At 38.8% G+C, this 24,483-nt stretch carries 21 protein-coding genes and 1 other annotated feature; of the genes, 4 read left to right on the top strand and 17 right to left on the bottom strand.

The features are described 5' to 3' along the window. Window positions 1–101 precede the first annotated feature (101 nt). The 11 genes from AC07YC_RS10770 to zapA all read right to left on the bottom strand — a co-directional run bounded on the left by AC07YC_RS10770 (window position 102) and on the right by zapA (window position 12,832). On the bottom strand, window positions 102–1,412 hold the full coding sequence (locus tag AC07YC_RS10770; RefSeq protein ID WP_336635513.1) for an amino acid permease: 1,311 nt from the start codon (window positions 1,410–1,412) through the stop codon (window positions 102–104). A gap of 95 nt (window positions 1,413–1,507) precedes the next feature. Further along, window positions 1,508–1,740 (bottom strand) — a binding site (T-box leader). Window positions 1,741–1,892: 152 nt separating this feature from the next. Then, complete coding sequence (locus AC07YC_RS10775) at window positions 1,893–2,870, bottom strand: electron transfer flavoprotein subunit alpha/FixB family protein (RefSeq protein WP_336635450.1); 978 nt, start codon at window positions 2,868–2,870, stop codon at window positions 1,893–1,895. 37 nt (window positions 2,871–2,907) lie between these two features. Then, window positions 2,908–3,681: an electron transfer flavoprotein subunit beta/FixA family protein gene (locus AC07YC_RS10780; protein ID WP_025114531.1), complete on the bottom strand. Its 774-nt coding sequence runs from the start codon at window positions 3,679–3,681 to the stop codon at window positions 2,908–2,910. A gap of 116 nt (window positions 3,682–3,797) precedes the next feature. Then, entirely contained in the window at window positions 3,798–4,571 is a 774-nt protein-coding gene (locus tag AC07YC_RS10785) for an enoyl-CoA hydratase (protein WP_336635449.1), read from the bottom strand. 14 nt (window positions 4,572–4,585) lie between these two features. After that, window positions 4,586–5,167 (bottom strand): fatty acid metabolism transcriptional regulator FadR, encoded by a 582-nt coding sequence (fadR, locus tag AC07YC_RS10790; RefSeq protein ID WP_025114529.1) that lies wholly within the window; start codon window positions 5,165–5,167, stop codon window positions 4,586–4,588. Between the two features lie 148 nt (window positions 5,168–5,315). Next, window positions 5,316–7,010 carry a long-chain-fatty-acid--CoA ligase gene (locus AC07YC_RS10795; RefSeq protein ID WP_336635447.1) on the bottom strand — a complete coding sequence of 565 codons (1,695 nt, stop codon included), beginning with the start codon at window positions 7,008–7,010 and terminating at the stop codon, window positions 5,316–5,318. A gap of 426 nt (window positions 7,011–7,436) precedes the next feature. Continuing rightward, a complete protein-coding gene (locus AC07YC_RS10800; protein ID WP_008179180.1) occupies window positions 7,437–7,850 on the bottom strand; it encodes a DUF350 domain-containing protein in 414 nt (137 codons plus the stop codon). Window positions 7,851–7,872: 22 nt separating this feature from the next. After that, window positions 7,873–10,239, bottom strand: coding sequence for an endonuclease MutS2 (locus AC07YC_RS10805; protein ID WP_494919342.1), 2,367 nt, complete (start codon window positions 10,237–10,239; stop codon window positions 7,873–7,875). A gap of 18 nt (window positions 10,240–10,257) precedes the next feature. Next, window positions 10,258–11,967: a DNA polymerase/3'-5' exonuclease PolX gene (polX, locus tag AC07YC_RS10810; RefSeq protein ID WP_494919343.1), complete on the bottom strand. Its 1,710-nt coding sequence runs from the start codon at window positions 11,965–11,967 to the stop codon at window positions 10,258–10,260. Between the two features lie 59 nt (window positions 11,968–12,026). Next, window positions 12,027–12,566 carry a CvpA family protein gene (locus AC07YC_RS10815; protein ID WP_025114525.1) on the bottom strand — a complete coding sequence of 180 codons (540 nt, stop codon included), beginning with the start codon at window positions 12,564–12,566 and terminating at the stop codon, window positions 12,027–12,029. 5 nt (window positions 12,567–12,571) lie between these two features. Next, on the bottom strand, window positions 12,572–12,832 hold the full coding sequence (zapA, locus tag AC07YC_RS10820) for a cell division protein ZapA (RefSeq protein WP_336635444.1): 261 nt from the start codon (window positions 12,830–12,832) through the stop codon (window positions 12,572–12,574). A gap of 135 nt (window positions 12,833–12,967) precedes the next feature. Between zapA and rnhC the strand changes: the two genes are divergently transcribed. Further along, the gene (rnhC, locus tag AC07YC_RS10825) at window positions 12,968–13,894 is read left to right on the top strand and encodes a ribonuclease HIII (protein WP_494919344.1); all 927 of its coding nucleotides are present in this window, start codon (window positions 12,968–12,970) and stop codon (window positions 13,892–13,894) included. Between the two features lie 205 nt (window positions 13,895–14,099). On the opposite strand, the gene pheT is transcribed toward rnhC, so the two are convergent. The 3 genes from pheT to AC07YC_RS10840 form a co-directional block, all read right to left on the bottom strand. Next, the gene (gene pheT / locus AC07YC_RS10830; protein ID WP_494919345.1) at window positions 14,100–16,517 is read right to left on the bottom strand and encodes a phenylalanine--tRNA ligase subunit beta; all 2,418 of its coding nucleotides are present in this window, start codon (window positions 16,515–16,517) and stop codon (window positions 14,100–14,102) included. A gap of 12 nt (window positions 16,518–16,529) precedes the next feature. Continuing rightward, window positions 16,530–17,567, bottom strand: a complete 1,038-nt coding sequence (pheS, locus tag AC07YC_RS10835) for a phenylalanine--tRNA ligase subunit alpha (RefSeq protein ID WP_336635441.1) — start codon at window positions 17,565–17,567, stop codon at window positions 16,530–16,532. Window positions 17,568–17,960: 393 nt separating this feature from the next. Continuing rightward, a complete protein-coding gene (locus AC07YC_RS10840) occupies window positions 17,961–18,725 on the bottom strand; it encodes a TrmH family RNA methyltransferase (protein ID WP_036119455.1) in 765 nt (254 codons plus the stop codon). 195 nt (window positions 18,726–18,920) lie between these two features. On the opposite strand from AC07YC_RS10840, the gene AC07YC_RS10845 reads away from it, so the two are divergent. Further along, a complete protein-coding gene (locus AC07YC_RS10845; protein ID WP_494919346.1) occupies window positions 18,921–19,316 on the top strand; it encodes a (deoxy)nucleoside triphosphate pyrophosphohydrolase in 396 nt (131 codons plus the stop codon). A gap of 7 nt (window positions 19,317–19,323) precedes the next feature. Here AC07YC_RS10845 and AC07YC_RS10850 read toward each other — a convergent pair whose 3' ends face one another. The 3 genes from AC07YC_RS10850 to AC07YC_RS10860 all read right to left on the bottom strand — a co-directional run bounded on the left by AC07YC_RS10850 (window position 19,324) and on the right by AC07YC_RS10860 (window position 22,620). Further along, window positions 19,324–20,301, bottom strand: coding sequence for a sensor domain-containing diguanylate cyclase (locus AC07YC_RS10850; RefSeq protein WP_494919347.1), 978 nt, complete (start codon window positions 20,299–20,301; stop codon window positions 19,324–19,326). Window positions 20,302–20,328: 27 nt separating this feature from the next. Beyond that, window positions 20,329–21,120, bottom strand: coding sequence for an alpha/beta fold hydrolase (locus tag AC07YC_RS10855; protein ID WP_494919348.1), 792 nt, complete (start codon window positions 21,118–21,120; stop codon window positions 20,329–20,331). 150 nt (window positions 21,121–21,270) lie between these two features. Beyond that, window positions 21,271–22,620: an FAD-binding oxidoreductase gene (locus AC07YC_RS10860; RefSeq protein ID WP_494919349.1), complete on the bottom strand. Its 1,350-nt coding sequence runs from the start codon at window positions 22,618–22,620 to the stop codon at window positions 21,271–21,273. A 163-nt stretch (window positions 22,621–22,783) separates the two neighbouring features. Here AC07YC_RS10860 and AC07YC_RS10865 point away from each other — a divergent pair, with 163 nt between their 5' ends. Together AC07YC_RS10865 and AC07YC_RS10870 are read left to right on the top strand one after the other, a co-directional pair. Continuing rightward, the gene (locus AC07YC_RS10865) at window positions 22,784–24,193 is read left to right on the top strand and encodes a glycoside hydrolase family 18 protein (RefSeq protein ID WP_494919350.1); all 1,410 of its coding nucleotides are present in this window, start codon (window positions 22,784–22,786) and stop codon (window positions 24,191–24,193) included. A gap of 117 nt (window positions 24,194–24,310) precedes the next feature. Beyond that, window positions 24,311–24,478, top strand: coding sequence for a YfhD family protein (locus AC07YC_RS10870; protein ID WP_336635434.1), 168 nt, complete (start codon window positions 24,311–24,313; stop codon window positions 24,476–24,478). The last annotated feature ends 5 nt before the right edge of the window (window positions 24,479–24,483 follow it).

Genomic DNA, 24,483 nt, shown 5'->3' on the forward strand with positions numbered 1-24,483 from the left:
ATTGTAGTATAGCATGGATAAATTCACTTGAGCGAACAATCTGCCTGTAATGTATTTTTTATGAAAATCCATGTCGAAAAATTAAAAGTTACCGATTAAATCTATAGATGACGGCCTTTCCATAAATAAGTTAACGTAATGAAAATGTAGATGGCTAATGTAATACCCGTCACGATTATTGAAGTGGTAAAAATAATACCAATTAAGATTGTACTCAACGCAATAATCGCTATCCAAGTAGTATAAGGGTACCATTTCACTTCATACACACTTGGGTTGGCTGACTGTTTTTTTCTTGATTTTAAATGGGCTATTGCAATTATTAACCAAATAAATAATACAGTATATCCAAGTGACCCCATTAGAAAATCAAATGTCTTGCTTCCAGCATATAACGAAAAGATGACACCTACATACAATGCTAAAGTACACATCAAAATCGCATATACGGGAACATTTCTTTTGGATAATTGTGCAAATATTTTAGGGACACGACCGTCAACCGCTTGCGTATAAAGTACACGGGATGAACCATAAAGGCCCGAATTCATCGAAGAAATAATGGCAAGTAAAACGACAGCATTCATAATATGATCCGCGCCAGGAATTCCGATCATTTTAAATACCATGACAAACGGACTTTCTGGTACTCCATTCACTTCATTCCAAGGAATCAAACTAACGATAATAAAGAATGGCAGTAAATAAAAAGTAACAATACGGATTAATGTACTGCGCACAGCTTTTGGGACTACCTTTTCAGGATTCTTTGTTTCAGCTAATGTAATCCCTATGATTTCAGTTCCACCATAGGAATAGATCACCACAAGCATAGCTGCAATTAACCCCATTGATCCATTTGGGAAAAAACCACCGTGCGAAGTTAAGTTAGAGAAACCTACAGCACTATGATGACCAAATGAGACAAGCAATAAAATGAGTCCTGCAATAATAAATACAATAATAACGGTAATTTTAATCAATGCTAGCCAATATTCCGTTTCAGCAAAAATCTTCACAGATAACAGATTAATAGCTGTCACTAGCACCGAGACAGATAACGCCAATATCCAAATTGGATATTCAGGCAGCCAATATTGAATAAAAATAGCGGCCACTACAGATTCGGCAGCAATATTTAATACCCACATCTTCCAATAAATCCAGTCTAAAAAATAAGCTGGATATTTACCTAAAACGGATTCAACTAAATCTCTAAACGTTCTTGCCTCTTTATTGCGGACTGCCATTTCTGCAAGACCTTGCATAACAAATAGTAAAATAATGCCCCCTAATAAATAGGCTATGAGCACTGATGGACCTGCCATATCGATGGCTGCACTACTTCCCTTAAATAATCCTGCGCCAATAGCACCACCTAATGCCATCATCGTAATATGACGCGAGGTCATTGTTCGTTTTAATTGTTGCTGATTGTTCTTTTCCACTTTCCTACCTCCTAAAAATCAAAAAAGGCATACCGTCTGTTCCTTCATCATCAAATGAAAGAAGAGACGATATGCCATAAGCAAACCGCGGTACCACTCTAATTGGTTCATTATGAACCCAACTTAAAACCTTGTAACGAAGGTTAATCGTCAAACAAATAGAATAATCCGACAATTCCATTTATCTTACCACTCCTAGGCAAGTTCAAAGTCTTATTGGTCTGCGTTGCACCAACCCGCAGCTCTCTTTACCGAATAATGAGCTTTTACTACTCCTAATCTTTGCGTTTAAAAAAATTATGATTGTTAATTTAATGATTATTCAACACTATAATCGTAACTGTTAATTATGTCAATATTTTATTTTGCGATAATTTTCAAATAGCAGTTGCTTGCTTAGAAAGTGAAAAAAGCAGGAAGGATCATCCCTTCCTGCAATAACCTTTATGCATTCACTTTTAAAGCCTTAAATTCTTCAATTAAAAGCGGAACTACTTCAAATAAATCTCCAACGATTCCATAATCGGCTACTTTGAAAATATTTGCTTCAGGATCTTTATTGATAGCAACAATGACTTTAGAGTTTGACATTCCTGCTAAATGCTGAATAGCCCCTGAAATACCAGCAGCAATATAAAGATCAGGCGTTACAACCTTACCAGTTTGACCAATTTGCAGTGAATAGTCACAATACTCAGCATCACATGCACCACGAGATGCTCCAACTGCACCACCTAGTAAATCTGCAAGCTCTTTTAGTGGCTCAAATCCTTCTTCAGATTTTACACCACGACCACCAGCAACTACTACTTTTGCCTCTGATAAATCAACACCCTCTGAAGATTTACGAACAACCTCTTTAATAATTGTGCGAAGGTTTGTAATTTCTACAGTAACTGCCGAAACATCTCCTGTTTTACCATCAACTTTTTCTACAGGTGCAATGTTATTTGGACGAATAGATGCTAATACAATTCCGTCTTTTACTTTCACCTTTTCAAAAGCTTTACCAGAGTAGATTGGTCGGATGAATACAACATCATCGCCTGCGCCTTCAATTGTAGTAACATCAGATACTAAACCAGCTTGTAATTTACTTGCAATTTTTGGCGATAAATCTTTCCCATTTGCCGTATGGCCAAAGACAATGCCAGCTGGCTTTTCTTGCTCAATAACAGCTAGTAGCGCTTGACTATAGCCATCAGATGTATATTGTTTTAAATGTGGGTGTTCCACCGTTACAACACGATCAGCACCGTATTCAAATAATGGACCTGTTAAATTTGCTACAGCATCCCCTAAAAGTACCCCTACAACCTCGCCACCATCAGCGATTTGTTTTGCAGCTGCAATTGCTTCGAAAGAAACATTACGTAAGCTTCCTTCACGAACTTCACTTAATACTAATACTTTTTTTGACATAGCATATTCCCTCCGTTACCCTTTAAGATTCGATTTTTTAAACTACTTTTGCTTCTGTGTGAAGTAGGTTTACCAGTTCTTTTACTTGTACAGAAAGGTCGCCTTCAAGAACACGGCCTGCTGCTTTTTGAGCTGGTAGGAAGATATCAACCGTTTCAATCTTCACTTCTACATCATCTTCATCGATATCTAAATCATCTAATTCAAGCTCTGCAAGCGGTTTCTTCTTCGCTTTCATAATACCTGGTAGAGATGGATAACGTGGCTCATTTAAACCTTGTTGAGCTGTTACTAATAGCGGTAAAGAAGTTTCAATTACTTCTGAATCTCCTTCTATATCACGAACAATTTTTGCAGAAGTTCCATCAATTTCAAGCTTTGTAATCGTTGTTACATAATTAATATCTAGTAAATCTGCAACACGTGGACCTACTTGACCAGAACCACCATCAATCGCAACATTTCCTGTTAAAATTAAATCAGCATCTTTATCTTTTAAGTATTCTGCTAATAGATAAGCAGCAGCATTTTGATCTAATTCATCTAAATCATCTTCCGTATTGATAAGCACTGCTTCATCAGCGCCCATTGCTAGAGCTGTTCGTAATTGCTTCTCGGCATCCTCGCCGCCAATTGTTACTACCGTCACTTTACCGCCAGCAGCGTCACGCACTTGGATTGCTTCTTCGATGGCATATTCATCGTAAGGGTTAATAATGAATTCTGCGCCGTCCTCTTGGATTTTACCACCCGACACAACGATTTTTTCTTCTGTATCAAACGTACGTTTAATTAATGCAAAAATATTCATATATCCATACCTCCTGGAACGTTTTATAATTCTAAGTAAACTTATAAATATTATATATATTTAGTTTCAATAACATCGATAACATACTTGCTCGTTGCTATCGACATATGGGAAATTTATTTGCCAGTAAACATAGGCTCACGCTTTTCAATGAATGCTTGAATTCCTTCTTTTGCATCTTCTGTAACGAATACTGTGCCAAAGGATTTCGCTTCCGCTTCAATACCATCATAAAATGAAGCATGCTTTGCATATTGCAAGGTTTGAATAGCTGCCTTCAAAGCAATTGGGCTCTTCTTGGCAATATTCTTTGCAATATTTAATGTTTCCTCTAACAGAGTCTCTTCTGAGAATGCACGGTTTGCTAAGCCCCATTGCACAGCTTCTGTACCGGAAATCGGTTCGCTCGTAAACATCATTTCAGCAGCCTTTGCTACACCAACATAACGTGGTAGTCGTTGCGTACCGCCGAAGCCAGGAATAAGGCCTAATTGTAACTCAGGTAAACCTAGTTTCGCTGATTCCGTCACAAAGCGCATATGACAGCTCATTGCTAGCTCAAGCCCACCGCCTAATGCTGCACCATGAATAGCTGCGATAATCGGCTTAGGGAATGATTCCACACGCTCAAATACTTGCTGTCCATTTCTAGCTAGCTTCGTAAACTCTTCTCCAGATTCTACCCCAGTAAATTCTTTAATATCTGCACCTGCAGAGAAGAAACGGCCTTCACCATGAAGTACAAGGACTCTTACAGCATCATCATGTTCTACAGCATCTAGCACAGAATTTACTTCTGCAATGATACCGCGAGATAATGCATTTGCTGGTGGACGTGCAATTGTAATATTTGCTACCCCATCTTCCACTTTCCAACTTAGAAATTCCATTTCTCCACATCCTTTTAACCTTTAATGGCGTTCAGGATTAATGCCTGAACCTTCGGAACCTGCTCCATCAAATCATATCGATAGTCATTCATAACCCACGACGTAATAGTTTCATCGATTGTTCCAAAAACCATTTGACGTGCCAAGCGTACATCCATCGTTTGATTGAACTCACCTGAAAGCATACCTTCGATTAAAATTTGATCAAGTAAATGTAAATACTCACGTAATACTGAATTAATTTTTAGTCGTAAGTCTTTATTTGATTGGCGAAGCTCTAATTGTGTGACGGTTGCTAGGTATCGATCTGTCGCTAGAACATTAAAATGATTTTCAATCATTCGGGAAAGTTTGTCTTTAGACGTATTCCCATTTTCTATTATATCTTGTAATGACTCTACAAAAACAGCCATTTTTTCATTAAAGACAGAAATTAATATATCTTCTTTATTTTTAAAATATAAATAGATTGTTCCATCGGCCACCCCAGCCTGTTTGGCGATTTTCGATACTTGCGCTTGGTGATACCCATTTTCCGCAATAACGATGACAGCTGCATCAATAATTTGTTTATATTTTGGCTTATCTCGTTTCACTTTTATATCACCACCTAAAAAACATGCGCACGTCACCATAATCAAGTATGACGTGAGAACCTAAAAAAATATGAAAATATGAATGGTCATTCATTCATATTTTCATATTATATTTTACATCATTGCTTGTCAATACTTTACCACGTATTTATTTCGCTTCTTTATTCGCCATTTTTGTTTTTTCTTCTTCCACTAATGTACGGCGCAAAATTTTCCCAACGGCTGTTTTTGGCAGCTCATCTTTAAATTCATAATACCGTGGAACTTTAAATGCCGCTAGATGCTGACGGCAATATTTATTTAATTCGTCTTCTGTAATGGAATATCCTTCTTTTAAAACAATATAAGCTTTTACCGTTTCTCCTCGATAAGGATCAGGTATACCTGCTACAACACATTCTTGGATTTCCTCACGCTCGTATAACACTTCTTCAACCTCACGAGGGTATATATTAAAGCCCCCTGCAATAATCATATCTTTTTTACGATCCACTACATAGAAATAGCCTTGCTCATCCATATAGCCAAGATCTCCTGTTAAAAACCAGTCATCTGTAAATGTAGCGGCAGTATCCTCTGGGCGATTCCAATAGCCCTTCATCACTTGTGGTCCTTTAACTGCAATTTCACCAACTTCACCAACTGGCAATTCTTCCGTATCCCCTGTCCGCAAAATAATCGCTTCTGTATTTGGCCAAGGTAATCCTATTGAGCCAATCACCCGCTTGCCCCAAATTGGAGTAGCATGTGTCACTGGTGATGTTTCAGTTAATCCATAACCCTCTACTAATTTTCCACCTGTTACCTCTTCAAACTTCTCTTGCACTTCAATTGGCAATGAAGCAGAGCCACTTAGGCAGGCCTTAATAGATGATAAATCGTAATTAGCAATGTCTGGGTGATTTAATAAGCCGATGTATAGGGTTGGCGCACCAGGGAAAAGTGTTGGCTTTTGCTTATCGATTGTCTTTAATGCAGTTTCAGCATCAAATTTCGGTAACAGCACCATTTTATTTTGGGTGAAGACTGATAAAAGCATAACAGTTGTCATACCATAGACGTGGAAGAATGGTAGGATACCCATAATGACCTCATCACCGTGCACACATTTATACATCCATGCATCACACATTGTCGTATTGGCGATTAAATTTTTATGGGTTAGCATGACTCCTTTTGGGAATCCGGTTGTTCCACCTGTGTATTGTAGTAATGCTAGGTCTTCTTCAAAATCAAAAGGAATATGATCCATTACCTTGATTGGTGCAGAACGCATTATTTCTGAAAACAAATGGTTTTGTCCACTATGTTCAACCTTGACACTAAAGCCATATTGCTTTTTTTGAATAAATGGATAGACTAAATTTTTTGGGAATGGTAAATAATCTTTGATGGCTGTCACAATGACATTTTCTAGGGCGGTTTCTTTTATAATTTTCATCACTCTTGGGTACAAAATATCCATCACAAGAATAACTTTTGCACCCGAATCTGCCATTTGATATTGAAGCTCACGTTCAGTATAAAGTGGATTTGTTTGTACGACAACAGCACCTGCATACATGGCGCCGTAGTAAGCGATTACACTTTGAGGCGAGTTAGGCAACATAATGGCCACTCGGTCTCCCTTTTCCACACCTAATGATTGTAAATAGTTTGCGAACCTTAAAGCAGACTCATATAGTTCGGTGTACGTCAAATCCTTCCCCATAAAATGAATCGCTACTTTTGATGGATTCTTCTTATAGGCGCGTGTCAAAAACTCTTGCACTGGAATTTCCTCAAACGTTAAAGACGATGGTACTTCTTCAGGATAATTTGCTAGCCATGGTTTTGCTGTCATACGTCCTCTCCCCTTTGTCCCAAACTTTGTCAATTCTTAATTTTATTATAATGAAAAAGAAATGCACTTTCAAACAGAAAATAGAAAATAAACGCATTTTCGATTAATTATTATGCATTTAACAACATTATTATGACTAATTCTAAATAGGATTTGTATGGGTAGATACGATGAATACTCATTCATTCTCCCATTTTTCAGATTAGAAAAAACCTATATATTCCTATATTTAAAAAACAATTTTTCCTATCAGGGCTTTAATAGATTTAGTTGAAGCCACTTGCTATAAGCTCAATAAAAAACGCATCCTTTTAAAAGGATGCGTTAATGTGCTTAAATAGTCATCATATAATAGACGCCCACTGCCAAAAATGCGATACAGACAATGATTAGTACCTTTGCTAATTTTTCCATGTCATGACACTCCTATGCAATACTTGCCCCAATTACAAACGATAGACCTACTGAAATGGTAAAGGAAATGAAACCAACTGAGCGATTATCATTGGCAATCTCTTGATCAACATTAAAACGAGGTGTCATAAATTCAAATAAGAAATAGGCCACAATTAACAACGTAAAACCAAAAAGACCCCAGCCAATCATTTCACTTAATGTACTATGACGAGCAATAGAAAAACGAAAAATATTACAAATTCCTAGTATTTTTCCGCCTGTTGCAAGAGCCACAGCAACATTACCTTTTTTAATTTCTTCCCAATTTTTATACTTCGTCACGACTTCGAACAATGCCATCGACACGACTAAACATAACACAACAACACTAAAGTATCCTGCCGTTTCGATAATTGGATATCGCCAAAAGCCAGAATTCAGCATTTTTCTCCGTCCCCTTTATAGCTTATTTCAATTCAACAACTGTGACGCCTAAGCCCCCTTCGCCGGCTTCACCAAAACGGAAGGATTTCACACGCTTATTGTTTTTCAAATAGCTTTGAATACCTTGGCGTAAAGCCCCAGTACCAACACCATGGATAATAGATACCCGACCATAATTCGCAAGTAAAGCATCATCAATATACTTTTCTGTCCTTAAAATTGCATCTTCATAGCGCTCTCCACGCAAATCCAATTCTAATTTCACATGGCCATTTCGATTTTTCACACCAGCTGTCCGTACAATAGGCTCTTTTTCAGGCTTAATATATTCCAAATCACTATCAGAGATTTTCATTTTTAAAATCCCCATTTGGACAACCCATTCAGTATTCGAAACTTTTTCTAACAAAGTACCTCTTTGACCATAGCTTAACACCTTTACCTCGTCTCCGACAACTAAGTTTTGCGCTCGGGCTTTTACTTGTGCAGCTTTTTTTAGTACTTTATTATCTTCAAGCGGTGTTGCTTCTTCCAAACGCTTACGCGCTTCAATTAGTTCATGCTCTTTAACAACTTGGTTGGCATTTTTTCGCATTTCTCTTAGCTCAGCAATAATGCCTTCCGCTTCATGTTTCGCTTCTTCTACAATTTTACGAGCTTTTTCTTTAGCTTTCTTATCAAGTGCCTCTTTACGCTCATCATAGGCTTGTAATTTATCTTGCAGCTCTTTACGTAAGCTCTCTGACTCTAACAATAATGCATGGGAACGCTCTGCATCATCTTCCGATTGACGACGTGTTTCCTCTAATGAAGCAATCATCGATTCAACCTCATGTCGATCTGTTCCTGTAAAACCTTTAGCACGCTCAATAATGGTTTCAGGGAGCCCTAAGCGACTGGAGATTTCAAATGCATTCGAACGTCCAGGAACACCAATTAGTAGACGATAGGTAGGACTCAATGTTTCTATATCAAATTCTACACTAGCATTGGCAACACCAGGTCGATTATAACCGTATGCTTTAAGCTCAGGGTAGTGAGTCGTTGCCATCACACGTGCACCACGACCATGCACCTCGTCTAAAATAGAAATGGCTAAAGCTGCCCCTTCTTGTGGGTCTGTACCTGCTCCTAACTCATCAAAAAGAACAAGTGACTCATCATCAAATTTTTGTAAGATGTCGACAATATTGACCATATGAGATGAGAATGTTGAAAGCGATTGCTCTATAGATTGCTCATCACCAATATCAGCAAACAATTGTTTAAACACAGCAAGCTGAGATCCATCCAATGCTGGTACTGGTAACCCAGCTTGAGCCATTAATGTACACAAGCCCACTGTTTTTAATGTTACCGTTTTACCACCTGTATTTGGACCCGTAATGACTATTGCCGTAATGTCTTTCCCAAACTCAATATCGTTTGGCACAGCTGTATCTATTGGTAATAGAGGGTGGCGTGCACGAACAAGTCGGATATAGCCATCCTGATTCATTTTAGGCATTGTACACTTATTGGCTTGTCCATACTTGCCTTTAGCTAAAATGACATCGATATCCCCTAATACCTTTACTAAGTTAAATAAATCTGGTGCTACATCTTGCACCATTGCGCTTAATGTTAGTAAAATTCGTTCAACCTCGGCCTGTTCTTTCATTTTCAAACGATGAATTTCATTATTCGCTTGGACAATAGAATCTGGCTCAATGAATAAGGTTTGTCCAGAAGAAGATTGGTCATGAACGATTCCACCATAATGATGACGATATTCCTGCTTAACGGGAATAACAAAGCGATCATTCCGAATTGTAACAAGTGTATCAGAAAGCATTTTCGATGCATTACTGCCACGGATTAAGCTCTCCAATTTAGAGCGTACCTTTGCTTCCTCTGAGCGTAAGGATTGGCGAATAGTTCGTAAAGTTGTACTAGCCGAATCTAAAACTGCCCCGTTATCATCAATACAGTTATTAATTTCATGCTGTAATCCCGTTAATACAGGCATTGTTTCCTTTTTGGCGATAAAATGGGGAATTTCAATCACTTCATCGGCTTCCAAATCCTCAATAAAATTGCGAAGAATTCTACTAGCTCGAATTGTACTAGAAATTTCCATCAGCTCTATTGCCGCTAACATGCCTCCTATTTGGGCACGTCTTGCAGATGGTCGAACATCAAATATTCCACCCATCGGTACATTACCTTTTACACGTAAAATGGATAAACCTTCGTCCATTTCTTCTAATAGTTGTACTACTTTATCAAAGTCAGTCTGTGGTACAAGCTCCTCGATGGCTGATTTCCCAATTGAAGAAGTACAATGAGTAGCCACTTGTTGCCGTACTTTATCGTATTCTAGTGTTTTCAATGCGCGTTCTGCAATCACTGAGAACACCTCCTCAACCTATTTATTTCGTCGTATGAACGCCTCAAATTGTTCACGCGTCCATGTATTCACAATCAAATCTTTTGGTATCCATGCTCTATTGGCATAGCGAACTCCAATATCCATAAAACGTAGATGGGCGATATCATGCGCATCCGTATTAATCGCGATGGGCACACCTGCTGCTAAAGCCATCTCTAAATGTTCCACACATAAATCAAGACGATATGGATTAGCATTTAACTCTAAAATTTTACCATATTCCTTCGCCCAGGCAATTAACTGTTGCATATCAGGATTATAGCCATCACGATCTTCAATAATTCGCCCTGTAGGATGGGCAATCATATGGACATAAGGATTTTGCATAGCTGTCAGTAGGCGTGCCATAATTTTTTCCTGCGTTTGTGTAAAACTTGAATGTATAGAAGCAATTACAAAATCTAATTCGCGCAAAACTTGATCATCAAAATCTAAGCTACCATCCGGTAATATATCCATTTCTGTCCCTGAAAATAAATGAAATTCTGGGTGAGCTACATTAAATGCCTCAATTTCCACTCGCTGTTTTTCTAAACGCTCTGGTGTTAAACCATTTGCGACTTTTAGAAATTGGGAGTGGTCCGTAATAACGCTATATTGATAGCCACGCGCTAGTAATGCCTTGCCCATTTCTGCAACAGAGTATGCACCATCTGACCACGTCGTATGCATATGCAAATCGGCCTTAATATCTTCTAGTCGAACCAATTTTTGGATATCCTCCGTTTTGTCAAATTCTACTGTCCCTGTACGCAAGCTTGGTGGAATCCAAGGTAAATCAAAATGAGCAAAAAATGCCGCTTCATCGTGAAATGTTAGAACAGATCCATCTTCCTGCTCCACACCATATTCACTAATTTTTTCACCTCGGGCTTTTGCAAGCTGGCGCATGCGTACATTATGGTCCTTTGAACCTGTAAAATGATGCAAAGCAGTCGCATATTCCGTATCCTTCACTAAGCGAAAATCAACGCTTACTGGCTCATCTAAGTCCAAGATCACCGAAATTTTTGTATCTCCTGCTGCAACGACTTCTTGGATGGCTAATGTATTTAATAATTGTTCACGGACTGCCTCAACCGCTTCCGTTACAACAATAAAATCAATATCTTTACTAATTTCCACTGCACGACGGAAACTTCCAGCTACAGAAAAACGTTCCACTTCCTCCATACTATCTAGAAGGGCCTCTATTTGTAAAACCACAGGCTCTAGCTGCCAAATGGGTAGACGCTCAGAGCGATTAGCTAAATTGGCAAGTTCCTTTAAAATTTTCTCCTCTGTTTTGGCAGCAAAGCCAGCTAATTCACGAACTTTGCCCGCTTCACAAGCCGCCTTTAAGCTTTCTGCTGAGTCGATGCCTAGCTCTTGGTGAAGCTTGGCTATCTTTTTTCCACCCAAGCCTGGCAACTTTAACAATGGCAATAACCCTTTAGGGACAATCTCTTCTAGTTCCTTTAGCAAACTTGACTCACCTGTTACCATCAAATCCTCAATAACAGCAGCCGTGCCCTTGCCAATTCCTTTTAGTTTTGTCACATCATCCATTTCACTTAATGAACGCTCGTCTCCTTCAAGTGCCGTAGCTGCTTTTCGAAAGGCGGATACCTTGAATGGATTTTCACCTTGTAATTCCATATACAGAGCAATTTTTTCGAGCGTGCGAATAATGGTTTTTTTATTCACCAATAATTCCTCCTATCGTAAAAACACTTCTCTCCAAACAGAGAGAAGTGCATAGTTGACTATTGCATATAAATATACCACCAGTTTTGGAACATCTTTGTAATAACCGGTGTATGCTCCAAAATAAGACCACTTAACAATGACTTCGACATTAAATTTTGTATGCTATCAATCGGTAGTAGTGCGCATACATATAGCAAAATAAACATAATTAAATAGTTTTCAATCATGCCGAATAGCGCTCCAAGCCAACGATTTACTGTGTTCAGTACAGGTAAATAAGCAATAAAATCAAAAATCGATGCCACAATTTGTAATGTTATTTTTACGGCAAAGAAAATTACCGCAAAAGCAATTACACGATAGAATGTGCGGTCTAAATCTAGACTGTCTATCACGACACCAAGACTACCTGTCTCAGTAACTCCTGGATACGGAACCCAAAATACAAATTTTTGTGCTAATGGCTTATAATAAATATACGCAACAATTAGGGCTACTATAAAGCTGACAATGTGCATCATTTGTACAATGAAACCACGTTTTGCACCGACACCAATTCCAGCTAACAGTACCACTAATATGATTAAATCTAACATTCTCTTCAACCCTTTAATTTTTTCAATTCTTCTTCCAGCTGCTCCAGCCGCTCTTTTAATAGTAAATAATCATGTACTGTATTTACTGCTGTCAGAACAGCAAGTTTTGTGCTATCAAGTGAGGGATTATGTACGTTCATCTCGCGCATACGGTCATCAACAATCGAAGCGACAAGTCGCATATGGCCAATGGATTCCAAGCCGACCATTTTATATGTATGACCATATATTTCCACAGAAATTTTATTCTTTTCTTGTTTTTCCATAGTCGCACCCCCCTATAAATTCGATACATGCAAGATTTTTTTGGCTTGCTAGCACCATCACACAAAAAAGCTATTTATTATCATACCATGAAAGGTATAAAATTGTGAACAATGAGGACAGAAAGGATCGATTAAATGTCAAATATTGTACTTTCCATTTCAACAAATATTCAAAAAGAGGTGATGGCATACTATGCATCCAATTATATTGAACGCAAGGCTGCTGGTGTAATCTTCGCCGCAAAACTACCAGATACCTCCATAACCATGTATAAATCAGGAAAATTAATGTTTCAGGGTGGTGGAGCTGAACGTGAAGCTGCCCGCTGGGGGACCATTGAAAAAACATCGAACTCGAAATTATCTAGTATTGGAGCAAAGGGTGATACACTACCCGACCAATTTGCAGCGATGTCCGTATTAGGCTCAGATGAAACAGGCACTGGTGATTATTTTGGTCCTATCACAGTAGCTGCCGTGTATGTACCTGCCTCCAAAATTGAACTGATCAATGAGCTTGGTGTCAAAGATTCAAAAATGTTATCGGATGATTATATGCGGAAAATTGCTCCTGATTTACGCGCAGCTTGCGTTCATAGTGTGCTTGTCTTACGCAATGAAAAATATAACAGCTTACAGGCAAAGGGCTACTCCCAAGGGAAAATGAAAGCCATGATGCATAACAAGGCACTGCAAAACACACTGACAAAAATGGCTCCAGAAAAACCTGAGTGTATTTTAATTGATCAGTTTGCAGAACGAGGCGTTTATTACAATTACTTAAAAAATGAACGAGAAATTGTACAGGAAAGCGTGTACTTTTCTACTAAAGCCGAGCAATTACATGTAGCCGTGGCTACAGCATCCATTTTAGCTCGTGCTGCGTTTTTAAAGGAAATGGATCGACTCAGTGAAATAGCCGGTTTAGAGTTAATGAAAGGGGCGTCTAACAAGGTAGATGTGCAAGCTGCACGTATTTGGCGTAAACAAGGCGAAGAATTTCTACGCTCCATTACAAAATGGCATTTTGCTAATACAGAAAAAGCGAGAAAGATGATTTAAAAAACATGAAGCTCCAAACGAAAAAAGATTGTCTAAATGACAGTCTTTTTCTTTACCCACATAAAGTAATTGTAGTTATTTTCCATGAGAAAGTCATTATCCGTATGACGGTGTAAGAAAAATGACAAAAGCCATCGAGAGTAAACTTCTCGATGACTTTTGACTAAGTCTGAGACTATCTAGTACGACAGTCTTTTTTATAATTTTAGCGTACTTCTGTACCATCGATTGTAGCAATTGCTTTTAGCACTTTATTGTGGGCAGCTACTACTTCTTCGTCTGTTAACGTGCGTTCTGGGTCGAAGTATGTGAGCGAGAATGCTACGGATTTTTTCCCTTGCTCCATTTTCTCACCCTCGTAAACGTCAAATACGCGGATATCCTTCAATAATTTCACACCAGCTACATTAATAGCTTTAACGACTTCGCCTGCAGTTGTTGTACGGTCCATAATAAGTGCGATATCACGAGACATTGCAGGGAAACGAGGTACTGGTTTGTAGGAAAGTGGCGCTTCTTGATCAGTTGCATTTAATAGAGCAACAAGATTCATTTCCATAACATACGTATCTTTTACACCCCATGCCTTTTCCTCTGCAGGGTGTAGTCCACCAATAATACCAACTTGCTCGCCATCCAATACTATACGAGCTGTACGGCCTGGGTGTAACCCATCAATTTGTGCTTTTTCAAATGAAATGCGATTTCCTAGGCCAAGCTTGCCAATAACACCTTCTATTACACCTTTTAAGACGAAGAAATCTACAGCTTTTTTCTCGCCTTGCCATGCGTGATCTAGCCATTTCCCTGTAAGGACGGCTGCAAGATGCTCTTCTTCGAAAGGTTGCCCTTCCTCCGATTGACCAAGGAATACTGAGCCAATTTCATATAGAGCTACACTGTCTGCTTGGCGGGCAACATTATAGGCTGCTGCTTCAATTAAGTGTGGAACTAGGCTTTGTCGTAATGTAGAGCGTTCTTCACTCATAGGCATTAGTAAACGAGTGACTGGTTCAGCTTTCAATGCAAATCGTTGTGACAGCGCATCAGATGTTAATGAATACGTCACAGCTTGATACAAGCCAGCACCCTCCATATAATTACGAACAACACGACGATTAGCTTGATAAGCGGTTAAACTACCTACTTGTGTAGCACCCTCTGGTAATGTCGTTGGAATCTCGTCGTAGCCATAAAGACGAGCAATTTCCTCTACGATATCCTCTTCGATTTTAATATCCTGACGACGTGTTGGTGCATCAATAATTAATAAACCATTTGCAGCTTCTACTCCGAATTTTAAGCGCTCTAAAATAGAAAGCATATCCTCTAATGCGATTTTCATACCTAAACGTTCGTTAATAAAATCTGGTGATACGACAACACGCGCTGGAGTTTTATCTAAATCGTCGACCACACATGTACCTTCCAATACTTCACCACCAGCTAATGCAGCAAGTAATGTAGCAGCACGTTCAGCTGCAGGTAAAACACGATTCGGGTCTACCCCTTTTTCAAAGCGTGCAGACGCATCAGATCGAAGGCCAAGGTGACGAGATGTTTGACGCACTGTTAAGCCGTCAAAATAAGCCGATTCAATGACAACAGTCGTTGTAGAATCTGTTACCTCAGAATTAGCACCGCCCATTACACCAGCAATAGCAACTGGCTCTTTGCCATTCGTAATAACTAAATCTGACGCTTTTAATGTACGTTCTTGGTCATCCAAAGTTGTGATTTTCTCACCCTCGGCTGCTTTACGAACAACGATTTCACCTGTTGCTAGGCTATCATAGTCAAAGGCATGAAGTGGTTGACCATATTCCATTAACACATAATTCGTTACGTCCACTACGTTATTATGCGGGCGTACACCTGCTGCCATCAAACGATTTTGAAGCCACATCGGTGACTCCCCAATTTTGACGTTTTTCACAACTTTTGCGACGTACATTGGGTTTGCTTGCATATCTTCCACACGAAGCTTTAGTAAATCCTCTGCTTTTTCGCTGGCGGCCTGATAAGAGATATCTGGATACTTTACTTCCTCTGACAGGATAGCACCCACCTCATATGCTACACCTAGCATTGAAAGTGCATCTGATCGATTTGGTGTTAAACCAAGCTCTAGCACTGTATCTCGTAAGCCTAGAATAGCCAGTGCGTCCGTTCCTACTTGCGCATCTTCTGGAAGCACGTAAATGCCCTCAGAGTACGCTTTAGGTACAAGCTTACCTTCAATACCTAGCTCTTGTAATGAACAAATCATACCATTCGATTCATGTCCACGAAGTTTAGCTTTTTTAATTTTAATACCGCCTGGCAAATGGGCACCTGGACGAGCCACAATTACTTTTTGACCAGCATCTACATTGGGAGCACCACAAATAATTTGTTGAGGCTCTTCTTCACCAACATCCACTTGACAAATATTTAATTTATCGGCTTCTGGATGTTTTTCCTTTGATACTACATATCCGACTACAACTTTTTCCATTGGATTTGCACGATCAATGACTGCGTCTACTTCAATTCCTGAACGTGTAATTTTTTCTGCTAATAGCTCAGGTGCTAAGTCCTGTGTATTGACATAATCTTTTAACCATTCTAATGAAACTAACATGTTTTATCCCCCTTACGCCTCTGTTCGCTCGAATTGTGATAAGAAACGAGTGTCACTCGTATAGAAATGTCGAATATCGTCGACACCATATTTCAACATGGCAATACGCTCTGCACCAATACCAAATGCGAAACCAGAAACTTTCTTCGGATCATAGCCAGCCATTTCTAAGACGTTTGGATGAACCATACCTGCGCCTAGTATTTCAATCCAGCCAGTGCTCTTACATACGTTACATCCTGCACCACCGCATTTAAAGCATGAGATATCCATTTCAACAGATGGTTCTGTGAATGGGAAGAAGCTCGGACGAAGTCGAATTTCACGTTCAGCACCAAACATTTTTTTTGCTAAAGTATCTAAAGTTCCTTTTAGATCACTCATACGAATATTTTCGCCAATTACTAAACCTTCAATTTGCATAAATTGATGTGAGTGCGTGGCATCATCATTATCACGACGGAATACTTTCCCTGGACATATGATACGAATAGATTCACCTTTTTTAGCTTCCATAGTACGAGCCTGTACAGGCGAAGTATGAGTACGTAATAATATTTCCTCGGAAATATAGAACGAATCTTGCATATCACGAGCAGGATGACCCTTTGGTAAATTTAATGCTTCAAAGTTATAGTAGTCCTTCTCTACTTCAGGACCCTCTGCAATTTCATAGCCCATGCCAATAAATAAATCTTCAATTTCTTCAACGACACGTGTCAATGGATGGCGATTCCCTACTTTTATTGCACGTCCAGGTAATGTAACATCAATCGACTCACTTGCTAATTTTTCAGCAATAGCCGCTTCTTCAAGAACAGCAGCTTTTGACTCTAATACTGCTGTTACGTTTTCACGAACATTATTCACTAAAGCACCCATTTTTGGTCGCTCTTCAGCTGATAATTTACCCATTCCTTTTAATAAATCAGTAATAGGTCCTTTTTTCCCTAAATATGCAACACGTACTTCATTTAATTCTTTTAGACTTGCTGCAGCTTCAATTTTAGCAAGTGCTTCTTGCTCTAATTGTTTTAATTGCTCTTCCATGATAAAACCTCCTTAGAAAATTAACGCCTGTTTTTAGGCATAAAAAAACTCGCCCCTAAAAAAGGGACGAGGACATATTCGCGGTACCACCCTAGTTATTGCAAGGCCAATATCCTTACAATCACTTCATTCACATAACGACTTGATCAAGCCGGCTTACCTTTACAGCATCAAGCTGGTCCCGGTAGCTGCTCGCGGGCTGAATTCAAAATTGCATCGGTACGGCGTTGGCTCTCAATCTCCGGCCACACGCTCCCTGTCGTCCATTCACAATTTTTACTACTTCCCGGTCATAGCATTTCATATTTAAACTTACATTTTAGAATTGATTATACAATAACGATCAGTTGCAAATCAAGGGGCAACTAGCGGAAACCCGCATGATTCTGTCGATTATTTCACAAAGCCATATAAAACTATACCAGTTGCCACAGCTACATTAAGTGATTCAGCCTGACCAAAAATTGGAATAATTATATTTTGGTCTGTCATTGCTAAAAGCTGTGGCTGAATACCACTACCTTCATTCCCCATAATAATCGCAAATGCACCAGTATGCTGAATGTCGCTATATGGCACGGCGTCTTCATCCAATGCCGTACCAAATACTGGAACTCCTTGATCCTGTAAAAAGTCTACACATTCCGTTAACTCTTCACGTACTACAGGGATGTGGAAATGTGAGCCTTGTGCAGCTCGTAACGTTTTAGGGTTGTAGACATCGGCACAGCCCTTCCCTAAAATAACGGCATCTAACCCAGCTGCATCGGCTGTACGAATCATCGTCCCAATATTGCCCGGGTCTTGAACAGCATCGATCAATAACACTTTACGCCAAGATGCCTTTACTTCCTCCTCTAATGCAGGCTGTTTACAAATAGCAAAAACACCTTGTGAAGTTTCCGTTTCCGCAAATTCCTTCGCTACTACTGACGTCACCTCTACAATAGCAATTCCATCAATTGGCCATAGCATCGGTAAATCTACACCTTCACGTACAATAATTTGCAGGACTTGCTCTTTATTTTTTAATGCTTCTTCTACAAGGTGAAAGCCTTCGACTATGAATTCACCTGATCGTTCCCGTTCTTTTCTTGTCGTCGCTAATTTTTTCCAATATTTCACTAGCGCATTTTGCGTAGATTCGATTCTCTTCATTGCTACCTCTTACCGCCTTTTTCCTATATATTGACCATTATTATACCTTAGTAAATACTAAATTTCATAGCTATGTGAGAAAACTGTTTTTTCTAGGACACGTGTAATTTTAATGCAGTGTCTAACAACTCCATCATGCTATAATGATACATACTTCGTAATAATTTTACAGTATCGAGAAAAAAGGTGAGCCAGATGAAAAAAACAATACATGTAGTTGGTGCCATTATTGAAAATGATCAACAAGAAATTTTCTGTGCTTTAAGAAATGCCCATATGGTACTCGCTAATTATTGGGAATTCCCTGGTGGTAAAATTGAACCCGGCGAAACTCCCCAGCAAGCACTTTATCGAGAAATTCTTGAGGAATTCAATTGCGTCATTCAAGTTGGTGATCTAGTGACCGAAACTCTTTATGAATACGAACAATTTTTTGTTCACCTAGAAACTTATCTAGCCACTATTGTTAAAGGTACGCCACAAATATTGGAACACGCTGAAGCAAAATGGGTTCCTCGTCAGCAATTGCTTAAGCTTTCTTTTGCACCTGCCGATTTACCTTCCATTGAAAAATTATTAGCGGAGCCATAACACATATTTACTTCATATCAAAAAAGTGAGTCACTTGGTTACGGCCATTTTTTTTCGATGCATACAAGGCATCATCCGCATTTTTTAGCAATGTCGTACCAGTATCTTCTGATGTGACGGTTGCCATTCCAATACTTATCGTCACCTGACCAGCTGGCCAATGATCTAATGCAACTGTTTTTCTAATTTGCTCCCCTACCTCTTTTGCTGCGGCAATCTCAGTTTCCGGTAAAATCATGACAAATTCCTCACCACCATAACGAGCAACGGTATCTTCTTTACGCGCTCGTTGTGTTAATAGCTGTGCCAATTGTGCAAGAACATCGTCACCTACTTGATGTCCAAACGTATCATTAACTTTTTTAAAATGGTCAATATCAAGAATACATAGTGAGAAAGGCTTAGCTGATGCATAATAACTATTGAGCTGTTGTTCAAGTTTATCTTGAAAGAATCTTCTATTTTTTAAACCTGTTAGTTTGTCTGTCTCCGACAATTCAATTAAAGTGGCATTCACGGCTAATAATTTTGCCTGTTGTTGTTCAATTTCTACATGAATTTGCTCCAAATTGGCTAATGCCTGTTCTTTTTCTTGGTAGGCTGCCTCTAGTAGCTTTTTAGCTGAACGTAACTCTTGTTCATAATCAATACGCTTTTGCATTTTGACTAAAATACAATCTATTCGCTCTACCGTATCTTCCGTGTACAATTTAGCATTCATTAGAAATGGTATAGCCATCCCTTCCTTATGTTTGAGATGAATAAACAATTCCTCGACTTGCTGTTCTAAATTTATTATCGGATAAAAGTACGAGTGAAAAATTAATTTATTAGCAGCAGATAGAAGTATCTCTAAATGTTGTTGCAGCAACTCCACCTGCTCAAAGCCTATCCAATTTAATAAGGTGTGATTGACCTCTGCAATTACTCCTTCGTGAGTGATGGAAAGAAAACCACATGGCGCATCATTAAGTCGTTGTTCCATTTACAATAATCCTTTCATTATTCTTCCCTACAAAAAACCCGTAATACACTGGATGGTTTCATTTGGGTGACTAATGTGAGGGTAATGTCCTTTCGCTTCCATTAAGCTAAAAGTACTGCTTTTAATATGTTTATGTAAATAATCTCCTACACTTATAGGCACAATACTGTCCTCAGAGCATTGAATAATTAAAACTGGGACTGTTACCTTTGATAATTCATTTCGATAATCCGATAAAAATGTTACCTCGGCAAATTCTCTCGCAATGACAGGGTCTGCAGATTTAAATGTTTGTTGGAGCTCATCCGTTAATGCTGGATTTTCAGGATTGCTCATTGCGATAGGAGCCATATAGCTTGCCCAACCAGCAAAGTTCATCTCCATCATATCTAATAATTCCGCAATATCACTACGCTCAAATCCACCCATATATTCACCATCATTTAAATAACACGGAGAAGGTCCAATCATAATCAATTTTTTAAAGTATTCAGGTCGTTTAATGGATGCAAGTAATCCAATCATAGAACTAATAGAATGTCCTACAAAAATACTTTCCTGTAATTTTAAAGATTCAATAACATCCAATAAATCTTGCACGTAGCCTTGCAAATTTTGATATTTCTCTGATGTATAGGCATTTTTATCTGAGCTTCCAGATCCGACATAATCGAATAATATAATTTTATATTTGTCCATAAATGCAGGCGTAATAAAACGCCACATGTTTTGATCACAGCCAAAACCATGTCCAAAAATAATCGGTTGATCTCCTTGTCCAATTACTTTCACATGATTACGAACAACAATATTTTCCATCCTACTGACTCCTTTTTAGAAATATATGTAATAGTTTTATTGTGACCTTTGGTACTGTAATTATCAAGATTAAATTCCACTTATAGATTGGACATGCTTTCACTATAAAAAGAGAGCAGCAATGCGTCCGCATACTGCTCATCTTATAGACTATAACCATTTGCTAATAGGCGGAATACTTTGTGGAAATTGAAATACATTAAATGGATCATATTTTGTTTTCACTTCTCTCAACCTTCTAAAATTACGACCATAATAGGCTGTTGGCCAATCTTGAATAAATCGATCTGGGAAATTAACATAATCGCCTGTGGTATATGGCGATAAAGCCCTCCGTATGTCCTCCACCCATTTTATATTTTGCCTTTCTTCGTCTGGTTTTTTCCAAGAGGTATTGTATTCTTGAGCCATTATTGCATTTCGGTAGAAATAGGCTGTGTGATTGGGCGCAATTTCACTGACGGCTCCTCTTAAGGATTGCTGCCAAATTGTCGTATTAGGGTTAGGAGCATGCGTTAAAAAATCCTTCATTCTCTTAATGGCCTCAAAAGGAAGCGGTCTCTCAATAAAGGAGCCTGATCTTTTATAGAGCACTGGTTGATTACCACTTGGTAGATCAAAAAATTCTACAGCCTTGATATAGGGTACTTCCTTTATCCCTATATTTATTGGTGAACCTGCCTTTCTTAACGGTCGAAGAAGTTTTTTTAATTCCGCTGCGGAACCCACAAATTCTCCTTGAGATACGATCTCCCCAACTTCCTTCGTCTTTAATTCAATTTGTGATGTCAGACGCCTATCAGTAAATGGAGCCCATTTTTGCCATGTATCAAAAGCAAGCTCAAAATCGCTCCATCCCCATGTGATGGAAAAGAGCGAAACTTCACTGATAGCATGGAGCTTGAATGTGAATGAAGTGACAATACCGAAATTGCCACCACCGCCACCACAACTGGCCCAAAAAAGGTCATTATTGTGTTGCCTATTTGCTTGGATCTTCTTGGGCCCATCCTCCCCACTTGCAATCACTATCTCTATTTCAAGGAGATTATCACAAGTTAGCCCAAAAAGTCGTGACAGCATGCCAATCCCTCCCCCAAGGGTTAAGCCAACTACGCCAACGCTACTTTCTGTACCAGCAGGTATTGTTACACCTTTTTCCCATAATTCTCTGTATACCTTCCCTAAATTGGCACCAGCCTCGATTTTGGCCGACATGTCTTGGAGATTAATCGTCATATTATTCATGTCACTTATATCAATCACAAGTCCCTTATTTACTAATGAAAAATTTTCATAGCTATGCCGGCCACTGCGAACCCTGAAAGGTTCACTGTTTTCCCTTGCCCATTTTAAGGCATTGACCACATCTTTTGTTCTTTGACAAAATACAATTAAACTCGGATATTTGGAATTATTTAAATTATTATTCGTCCGCGCTTGTTCATAATTCGGATCTTCAGGAGTAACGATTCTACCTGTAAGTTTCGCTTTCTTCACCTCAAACCCCTTCCCCATACCACCTAATTTATGTCATATCCTATGCTAGATATCCTAGGGAAAGAATTTGAAGCCTTAAGCTTTTGTATATCACTTATAAAATACTCATTTCATCATTTGAATCATATGATGCAGTAATGAACTATCATTTAGGAGGTGTTCTATGATTATCCATGTAGTAAGTGCTGGGGAAACGCTTTGGCATATAGCCAATCGTTATGGGGTATCTATGCAATCTATTACCCTGTTAAATGCGTTAGCTACACCAGATCAATTAGCCATCGGACAATCACTTGTTATCCCTTCATCGTATACCACTTATACCGTGAAAGGCGGAGATACCTTATGGTCGATTGCCCAACAATTCGGCGTTCCGCTACAAGCAATCATTGCAGACAATCATCTAACGAACCCTGATATGTTAACACCTGGCACTAAATTAATTATTCCACCAGTCGTTCATATTGTGCAGCCTGGTGAAACTTTATGGCACATAGCTCAAAATTATGATACGACCATCCAAGCAATTATTGCTGCAAATCATATTAACAATCCCAATATGATTTATGTTGGTGCCCAACTAATCATCCCAAGAAAATTACCACTTATCGAAGTAAATGCCTATTCTTACCAGCCATCTGAGGAAGCAATTGATTCCATTAATGCTGTTAGTCATCTACTTACTTATTTTAGTCCTTTTGCTTACAAGATGAAGGAAGACGGTACATTACAGCCTATAAATGATGAAAAAATGATAGCAGCTGCACAGGCTAAAAACATCATTCCTATGCTAACCCTCACTAATTTTACTTCAACAGAAGAAGGCTCTAATTTGGCACATGTTGTCTTGTCCAATGAAGAGTTACGTGTCAAAGTGATGAATAATGTTTTACAGGTGATGCAAGAGAAGGGCTATCAAGTTTTGAATATTGATTTTGAAAATGTTTTGCCTGCTGATCGAGAAAATTACAATGCATTTATCCAATTAGCAGTGGATATGCTACATCCAAAGGGTTATCTCGTATCAACTGCACTGGCACCTAAAACCAGTGCAACACAAGTTGGAACGTTATATGAAGCACATGATTACGAGGCACATGGTCGAATAGCAGATTTTGTAGTTTTGATGACATATGAATGGGGATATCGTTTTGGATCTCCTCAAGCCATTTCTCCTATTAATGAGATGAGAAGAGTTGTTGAATATGCACTTACAGAAATACCTGCGGATAAAATTTTATTAGGCTTTGAGCTCTATGCCCGTGATTGGTTATTACCTCATGTCAAAGGTCAAGAAGCCGAGACATTTAGTCCACAGGAGGCTCTTAATCGAGCCATTAAATATGGTGCCACCATCCAATATGACCAAACAGCGCAATCCCCATTTTATCGTTATGTCGATGAACAAGGAAGAAATCATGAGGTATGGTTTGAGGATGCGAGAAGTGCACAAGCTAAATTTGACATGGTCAAACAATATAATCTTCGAGGAATTAGTTATTGGGCTTTAGGTTTCCCATTCCCACAAAATTGGGTACTTTTAAATGAAAATTTTTCTATAAAAAAACCTTGATTTTTTTATTGTGCACGCAACTAATAAAGATATGCTACATTTCCCGATTTTTTCCCATGATAAAAAGCTCATTTCAGAGCCATATTAAGATATACCAATTTGAAAGGAGCAACTCACATGGGAAGAGACAATAAACAAGGTCAAAGTAACAATAAAGGTTCATTACCTCAAACGCCAAAAAACCAGAAAATCGCCCCTAATAAGGTTAGTGAGGAATTTTCTCAAGAGTTCATGGAGCTGATAAATACAGTAACGCAAAAACAGCACAACAAGAAGCAAAAATAAGGGGG

This window comes from Lysinibacillus sp. GW247-5R2A (assembly GCF_059424475.1).